Annotated in this window: 6 protein-coding genes; 2 read left to right on the top strand and 4 right to left on the bottom strand. The window is 64.5% G+C overall.

Annotated elements, in window-relative coordinates; genetic code table 11:
• Nucleotides 1–9: 9 nt before the first annotated feature.
• Nucleotides 10–1,128, top strand: coding sequence for a murein transglycosylase A (gene mltA / locus OKW45_RS34715; protein WP_429473277.1), 1,119 nt, complete (start codon nucleotides 10–12; stop codon nucleotides 1,126–1,128).
• Between the two features lie 188 nt (nucleotides 1,129–1,316).
• On the opposite strand, the gene paaK is transcribed toward mltA, so the two are convergent.
• From paaK to paaN, 4 genes are all read right to left on the bottom strand, one after another.
• On the bottom strand, nucleotides 1,317–2,621 hold the full coding sequence (gene paaK / locus OKW45_RS34720; RefSeq protein ID WP_429473279.1) for a phenylacetate--CoA ligase PaaK: 1,305 nt from the start codon (nucleotides 2,619–2,621) through the stop codon (nucleotides 1,317–1,319).
• 112 nt (nucleotides 2,622–2,733) lie between these two features.
• Nucleotides 2,734–3,195, bottom strand: coding sequence for a hydroxyphenylacetyl-CoA thioesterase PaaI (gene paaI, locus OKW45_RS34725; RefSeq protein WP_429473281.1), 462 nt, complete (start codon nucleotides 3,193–3,195; stop codon nucleotides 2,734–2,736).
• Between the two features lies 1 nt (nucleotide 3,196).
• On the bottom strand, nucleotides 3,197–3,988 hold the full coding sequence (paaG, locus tag OKW45_RS34730; protein ID WP_429473283.1) for a 2-(1,2-epoxy-1,2-dihydrophenyl)acetyl-CoA isomerase PaaG: 792 nt from the start codon (nucleotides 3,986–3,988) through the stop codon (nucleotides 3,197–3,199).
• Between the two features lie 166 nt (nucleotides 3,989–4,154).
• On the bottom strand, nucleotides 4,155–5,855 hold the full coding sequence (gene paaN / locus OKW45_RS34735; RefSeq protein WP_429473285.1) for a phenylacetic acid degradation protein PaaN: 1,701 nt from the start codon (nucleotides 5,853–5,855) through the stop codon (nucleotides 4,155–4,157).
• A gap of 135 nt (nucleotides 5,856–5,990) precedes the next feature.
• Here paaN and OKW45_RS34740 point away from each other — a divergent pair, with 135 nt between their 5' ends.
• The gene (locus OKW45_RS34740; protein WP_429473287.1) at nucleotides 5,991–6,767 is read left to right on the top strand and encodes an enoyl-CoA hydratase; all 777 of its coding nucleotides are present in this window, start codon (nucleotides 5,991–5,993) and stop codon (nucleotides 6,765–6,767) included.
• Nucleotides 6,768–6,941 lie beyond the last annotated feature (174 nt).

The raw sequence follows: 6,941 nt of genomic DNA on the forward strand, positions 1-6,941 counted from the left end.
GAACATTGTATGCGTTTTGTCCGCCGAGCCGGCGCGTGGGTCGGTGCATTGTCGGTTGCTGTGTTGCTTGCCTCCTGCGGTGGCGGCGGCGCGCTCCGGCCTTCGCCGCCGAGCGGCGCGGCGATTATCCCCGGCCAGATCGCGTCGTCGCGCTTGACCGCGGTTGCGTGGCAGCAGGTGCCGGGCTGGCAGGACGACTCGCTGATCGGCGCGACGGCCGCGTTGCGGCAAAACTGCACGAGGCTCGCGCGTCAGCCGAACTGGTCGCATGCATGCGCGGCCGCCGCGCAAATCGACGATCTCGACGTTACCGGCGCGCGCGCCTTCTTCGAAGCCTACTTCACGCCGTTCCAGCTCGCGAATAGCGACGGCACGCTCGACGGTCTGGTCACCGGTTACTACGAGCCCCTGCTGCGGGGCTCGCGCACGCGGCATGGGGTATATCAGACCGCGCTGTACCGCTGGCCCGCCGGCTATCGCGCGGGGGCGCCGTTGCCGGCGCGAGCCCAGCTCGAACGCTCGGGTGCGCTCAGCGGCAACGAACTCGTGTGGGTCGACGATCCGATCGAAGCGTTCTTTTTGCAGGTGCAGGGCTCCGGGCGCATCGTGATGGAAGACGGCAGCGTGATGCGCGTCGGCTTTGGCGGTACCAACAATCAGCCGTACAAGTCGATCGGGCGCTGGCTGCTCGATCATGGCGAGATCACACCCGCGCAGGCGACGATGCAGGGCATCAAGGCATGGGCACGTGCGAATCCGACTCGCGTCGATGGACTGCTCGACACCAATCCGCGCTTCGTGTTTTTCCGCGAGCTGCCGTCGGCCGAAAGTATGCCGAGCGGCGGTGCGGACGGTCCGATCGGCGCGCTCGGCGTGCCGCTGACGCCGGAGCGCTCGATTGCGGTCGACCCGAGCGCGATTCCGCTCGGCACGCCGGTGTTCCTGCAGACCACACGACCGCTGACGAACTCGCCGATGAACCGCCTCGTGTTCGCGCAGGACACGGGCACCGCGATCAAAGGCGGCGTGCGCGCCGACTACTTCTGGGGCCTCGGCGACGATGCCGGTGATCTGGCTGGCAAGATGAAGCAGGGTGGCCGGATGTGGTTGCTGCTGCCGAATTCGTGAGGCGGTGGGGCGCAGGCGGAAGCGTGACTGCCGTTTGAGTTACGGCAGTTTTCGGGAGGCGGGTTGGAGGCTGCCGCGAAGCCGTCAATAGAAGTCGTGGAAATCGGCGTCACGTTTGGATCAGGATCCGTGCGTGACGCCGTTTTTTGTTGGGCTCTTACGCTGCGCGTCGTTGCCGGTTGCCTGACTTAGAGCCCCGATTTGCGCTTGTCGACCACCCGCCGCGCCTTGCCCACCGAGCGCTCGATTCCATTCACGGCCAGCACGTTAACCACCGCGCTTACGCCAATCAGCGCCTTGATGTCGCATGCCAGCGCGTTTTTCGCGGTGGTTAGCGCGGAAGTATCTGGCGCGCTTTCGGGGCACGGTTCGACATTCAGCGTCAACACGTCGAGCGGCCCTTCCTTCGTCAGTACGATCTGATAGTGCGGCGCCAGCGCGTGCTGCTTGAGCAGTAGTTCTTCGATCTGCGTCGGGAACACATTGACGCCACGGACGATCATCATGTCGTCCGAGCGACCCGTGATTTTTTCCATACGCCGCATCGTGCGGGCGCTGCCCGGCAGCAGGCGCGTGAGATCGCGCGTGCGGTAGCGGATGATCGGCAGCGCTTCTTTCGTCAGCGACGTGAACACGAGTTCGCCGAATTCGCCATCGGGCAGCACCTCGCCCGTTTCGGGGTCGATGATCTCGGGATAGAAATGGTCTTCCCAGATCGTCGGGCCGTCTTTGGTCTCGACGCACTCCGAGGCGACGCCCGGGCCCATCACTTCGGAGAGACCGTAGATGTCGACCGCGTCGATGCCCATGCGTTTTTCGATCGCCTCGCGCATGTCGTTGGTCCAGGGCTCAGCGCCGAAGATGCCGATGCGCAATGAGCAGCTAGCCGGGTCGATACCCTGGCGCTCGAGTTCGTCGGCGATCGACAGCATGTAGCTCGGCGTCACCATGATGATGTCCGGCCGGAAGTCCTGGATCAGCTGCACCTGCTTTTCGGTCTGGCCACCGCCGAACGGAATCACGGTGAGCCCCGCGCGCTCGGCGCCGTAATGCGCGCCGAGGCCGCCCGTGAAGAGGCCGTAGCCGTAGCTCACGTGCACCTTGTCGCCGCGTTTCGCGCCGGCGGCGCGTACCGAACGGGCGACGAGATTCGCCCACGTGTCGATGTCGCGCGCCGTATAGCCGACGACGGTCGGCTTGCCGGTCGTCCCAGACGATGCATGGATTCGCGAAATCTGCTCCTGCGGCACCGCGAACATGCCGAATGGATAGTTGTCGCGCAAATCCTTCTTCGTCGTGAACGGAAAGCGCGCGAGGTCCGCGACCGACTTGACATCGCCCGGATGAACACCGGCTTCGTCGAACTTGCGCCGGTACACCGGCGAATTTTCATACGCATGGGCGAGCGACCATTTGAGCCGTTCAAGTTGGAGCGCGGCGAGCTCGTCGCGGCTGGCGGTCTCGATCGGATCGAGCGGAAGAGCGGTGCTCATCGAGTGTCTCCTTGCTGCCTCAGTATCTGAGTCTGATATGTAACGCGTTGGCGTCAGAGAGCCACGCAGACAGTTGTCCGCGAGGGCGGCTCTGGCTTGCCGCCGCTCAATGTTAGTCGCCGGTGCGAATCAGGTTGCCCTTGATTTGTGCCGACTTGCCGCGAAACATCGCGACGGTCTCGCCGGCGCGATTCGTGACGCGAATATCGTAGATGCCAGTGCGCCCGCTCGATGTCTGCTCGACCGCTTCGGCGCTCAGCACGTCGCCGCCGTAGACCGGCCGGAGGTATTCGATCGAGCAGCCGGCGGCAACCGTATTGATGTTGTAGGTGTTACAGGCGAAGGCGAAGGTCGAATCGGCGAGCGTGAAGATCAGGCCGCCGTGGCAGATCTGATGGCCGTTCAGGAAATCGTCGCGCACCGCCATGCGCAGCCGCGCATAGCCGGGGCGCACTTCGAGAATATCAATCCCGAGCGCGCGACTGCAGGCGTCGTTTTCGTACATCGCGGCGGCTGTCGCGCGGGCGAGTTCGTCGGCAGTCATCTGGTCGGGGCGGGTGGTTTGCGTGGACATCTCAACGCCCCTCGAAGCGCGGCGCGCGCTTTTCGATAAATGACTGCACGCCTTCCGCGTAATCGTGCGAGGCGCCTAGTTGGCGCTGCAGATCACGCTCGAGATCGAGCTGCTGGTCGAGCGTTTGCGTCGTGCTGGCACGCATCGCCTGCTTGATCGCGGCGATCGCGCGCGTCGGTTGCTGGGCAAGCTGGGCCGCGAGTTTTGCCGCGGCCGGAGCCAGTTCGGCGTCGTCGAGCGCTTGCCAGATCAAGCCCCAGCTCTCGGCTTTGTCGGCGCTGAGCTTGTCGCCGGTGATCGCGAGGCCGAGCGCGCGTGCCATGCCAACGCGTTGCGGCAGGAACCACGTCCCGCCCGAATCCGGCACGAGGCCGATCTTCACGAACGCTTGGATGAAACTCGCGGAGCGAGCTGCGAGCACCAGGTCGCAGGCCAACGCGAGATTGGCGCCCGCGCCGGCGGCCGTGCCGTTGACCGCCGCGATCACCGGAAACGGTAGCGCTTGCAGACGGCGGATCAACGGATTGAAGTATTCATCGATCACCGCGCCGAGGTCGGTCATCGCGCCGGGCGTGAAATCGAGGTCGGCGAGATCCTGGCCGGCGCAGAAGCCGCGTCCCGCACCGGTGAGCACGAGCGCCCGGGCGCCGGACTTTTCGACCTGGTCGAGCGCCGCGCCGAGTTCCTGATGCATCGCGCGCGTGAAGCTGTTGAGCTTGTCCGGGCGGCTCAGCGTGATGGTGGCGACGTGGCTCGATGAGTCGATGTCCAGCCGGATCGCTTCATATGACATGGGGTGTCTCCTCAAACTCTCTTTGGCCGATGGGCACGGTCGCTCGACTAGCGTCGGCGCGTGATGCCGATCCGATGTCTGATGTTAGTCAGAGCGCGCGACTCGGTCCATCCGCCGAACGGCATAGGACGAAGTCGTGCGTTGTGCTGAAGCCTTCTTATGCCGTTCAGCCAGCTACCGCGGGCGCCGCTTTCGGTTCAACATGAACGCGGCTTTGAACGACACGGAAGCGGTTGGCGACGAAAGCGGCATCGGCTAGCGCGGCATTGGCGGCCGGGTTGGCGCCGGTGCCATGAAAGTCCGAAAAAGCCGCCGACTGGTTGACGAAAACGCCCCCGGTCAGGTTGATCGACAGTGCGACGCCGCCGCGAATCGACGCTTCGTGCGCGGCGTCGAGCACGGCGTCGTCCGTGCTGTAGACCGCCAGCGTTAGCGCGCCGTGCTCGCTGGCGATGTTGCCCGCGAGGTCGAGCGACTGCGCGGTCGAGTCCGTCGCGATGACGAACGAGATCGGCCCGAACCATTCTCTCGTGAACTGCACGTGGTCGGTCGAGGCGTCGAGTTGCAATACGAGCGGGGTGCGCACGCGAGCGCCCGGAAAGGACGGATGTTCGAGCGTCTGGCTCGCGACGAGAACGCGACCGAGCCCGGCGGCTTCGTCGATGCGCTGCACGACGCCTTCGTTCTGGATCGCGCCGAGCAGTTCGACGGCGCGGGCCGGATCGGCGACGAGCTTTTGCACCGCGCCGGCAAGCGCCTGGGAGACATCGTCAAAGCTGAGCGTGCCTTCCGCGGTGCGAATACCGTCTCGCGGCACGTAGATATTTTGCGGCGCGGTGCACATCTGGCCCGAGTACAGCGCCAGCGAGAACGCGATGTTGCGCGCGGCCGCCTTGATGTCGTCGACCGAGTCGATGACGATCTGGTTGACGCCAGCTTTTTCGGTGTAGACCTGCGCCTGGTGCGCGTTGCGCTCGAGCCAGGTGCCGTTCTGGGTGCTGCCCGTGAAGTCGATCAGTTTGATCTCGGGGCGCTGGACCAGTTGCTGGACGAGAGCGCCGTCGTTCGGGGCGGTGGCCAGCAGCGTGACGACGTTCGGATCGAAGCCCGCTTCGCGCAACACGTCACGCGCGATGCGCACGGTCAGTGCGAGCGGCAGGATCGCGCCAGGATGCGGCTTGACGATCACCGTGTTGCCGGTGGCCAGATCGGCGAACAGGCCCGGATAGCCGTTCCACGTCGGGAATGTGCAGCAGCCGAGCACGAGGCCGATGCCGCGCGGCACGACGGTGTAGCGCTTGTGCATCGCGAGCGGCGGGTTTTTGCCTTGCGGCTTTTCCCAGTGCGCGTCGGCGGGGATACGGCGCAGCTGATCCCAGGCATACGCGACCGCTTCGAGCGCGCGATCCTGCGCGTGTGGGCCCCCCGCCTGGAAGGCCATCATGAACGCCTGACCGGTCGTGTGCATCACGCTGTAGCCGAGCTCGAAGCTGGCGCGATTCAGGCGCGCGAGGATTTCGAGGCTCACGCCGATCCATGCCTGCGGGCCGGCCGCGCGCCAATCGCGTTGCGCCGCGGCAGATGCGGCGATGAGCGCGCTCGGGTCGGCTTTCGGGTAACGCACGCCGAGCTGGAAGCCGAACGGCGAAGCCTCTGCGCCGACGGTCTCTTCCGTCGAGGGTTGGTCCAGGTCGAACGTTTTGTCTAGAAGCGCCTCGAACGCGGCTTCGCCGTCCGCGTTGGCTGTTTCCCCGTACACTTTCGGACTGGGCATCTCGACGAACGGGCTCCAGTAGCCGCGCGTTTCGAGCGCGGCGAGCGCTTGGTGCAGCGTGTCTTCGTGCTTGGTGAATAGCGGATGTGTCATGGCAAAGAGGCTCGGCTGTACGTTGGGGAAATATCTGTCGAATAATTGACCGACCGGTTGGTTGGTGAATGGTAGCATCACTATGGACGATGCGCGAAGCGTTTTTCGCGTGCGATTAACCCTTATGGAGGCGGCATGGCTTACGAAAACATTCTGGTTGAGACGCGGGGACGGGTCGGACTGGTTACGCTCAACCGTCCGAAGGCTCTGAATGCACTGAATGACGCGCTGATGGACGAACTAGGCGCTGCGTTGCGCGAGTTCGACGGCGACGAGTCGATTGGCGCAATCGTCGTGACGGGCAGCGAGAAAGCGTTCGCGGCCGGCGCGGACATCGGGATGATGGCGTCGTACTCCTATATGGATGTCTACAAGGGCGACTACATCACGCGCAACTGGGAAACGGTTCGCTCGATCCGTAAGCCGATCATTGCCGCGGTGGCGGGCTTCGCGCTCGGCGGCGGCTGCGAACTGGCGATGATGTGCGACATCATTTTCGCCGCCGACACGGCGAAGTTCGGTCAACCGGAAATCAAGCTCGGGATCATGCCGGGTGCGGGTGGCACCCAGCGCTTGCCGCGGGCGGTGTCAAAAGCGAAGGCGATGGACCTCTGTTTGACCGCCCGTTTCATGGATGCCGCCGAAGCGGAGCGCGCCGGACTGGTTTCGCGCGTGATCCCGGCGGCATCGCTGCTTGACGAAGCGGTCGGCGCGGCCGCCACCATTGCGGAATTCCCGCTGCCGGCGGTGCTGATGGTCAAGGAGTCGGTCAACCGAGCCTATGAAACGACGCTCGCGGAGGGCGTGCATTTCGAGCGCCGCCTGTTCCATTCACTCTTCGCCACCGAAGACCAGAAAGAGGGCATGGCCGCGTTCGTGGAGAAGCGCAAACCGGTTTTCAAGCACCGTTAATACGCTTGTCAAAATATCGCTTGCAAGTCCCGATGTCGGCGACTAGAATTCCGCTCTTTCGTGCTCCGGACGCCGGGGTGCGGAGAAGCGGGAAGCCTTTGATGGCGAGGGTTTCAGCGGGGTGGGCAGGTTAAGCGGGTGATAAAAACCTGTTGACGATCCGGCGGGAGTTCT

The organism is Paraburkholderia lebeckiae, from assembly GCF_050436225.1.
In the GTDB taxonomy this organism is placed as follows: Bacteria; Pseudomonadota; Gammaproteobacteria; order Burkholderiales; family Burkholderiaceae; genus Paraburkholderia; species Paraburkholderia tuberum.